Origin of the sequence: Cellulomonas telluris (assembly GCF_004886325.1) — a bacterium.
GTDB lineage: Bacteria > Actinomycetota > Actinomycetes > Actinomycetales > Cellulomonadaceae > Cellulomonas > Cellulomonas telluris.
Genome location: NZ_QXFN01000050.1, coordinates 1 through 599, shown reverse-complemented (window position 1 = coordinate 599; position 599 = coordinate 1). Strand labels below are relative to the sequence as shown.

At 76.1% G+C, this 599-nt stretch carries 1 protein-coding gene; it reads right to left on the bottom strand.

Annotation, left to right across the window (positions count from 1 at the left end; translation table 11 throughout):
• Window positions 1–599, bottom strand: a 599-nt coding sequence (locus FB586_RS18695) for a glycoside hydrolase family 3 N-terminal domain-containing protein (RefSeq protein ID WP_187697897.1), incomplete at both ends; no start/stop codon positions are given.

The window sequence follows — 599 nt, the reverse complement described above, 5'->3', positions numbered from 1 at the left end:
CGCGACCGCCGGGGACGGCGGCATCAGCAGCACGTCGGCGCCGGCGCGCATCGCCTGCACGGCGGTACGCCCCGGGTCGCGGCCGCGGGTGACGGCGGCCATCTCGAGCGAGTCGGTCACGACGAGGCCATCGAAGCCGAGCTCGTCGCGCAGCAGGCCCGTCGTGACCTTGCGCGACAGCGACGACGGCACCCTCGGGTCGACCGCCCGGACGTCGATGTGGCCGATCATCACGGCGGGCAGCCCGCCCTCGACTGCGGCCCGGAACGGCACCAGGTCGCTGGCGCCGAGCTCCTGCACCGACTTCGTCTGCACGGGCAGCGTGAGGTGGCTGTCCGCCGGGACCGACCCGTGCCCGGGGAAGTGCTTCACCACCGGGAGCACCCCCGCGGACGAGAACCCGTCGGCCGCCGCCACCACGTGCTCCGCGACCGTCTCGGAGCGCGACGACGCGGACCGCGAGCCGATCGTGGGGTCGCCCGGGCCCGAGGTGACGTCGGCGTCGGGCGCGAAGTCGACGGTGAACCCGAGCCGGCGCAGCTCGCCCGCGCCGGCGGCGTACGACTGCTGCGTCAGGGCCGCGTCTCCGGCGGCGCCCA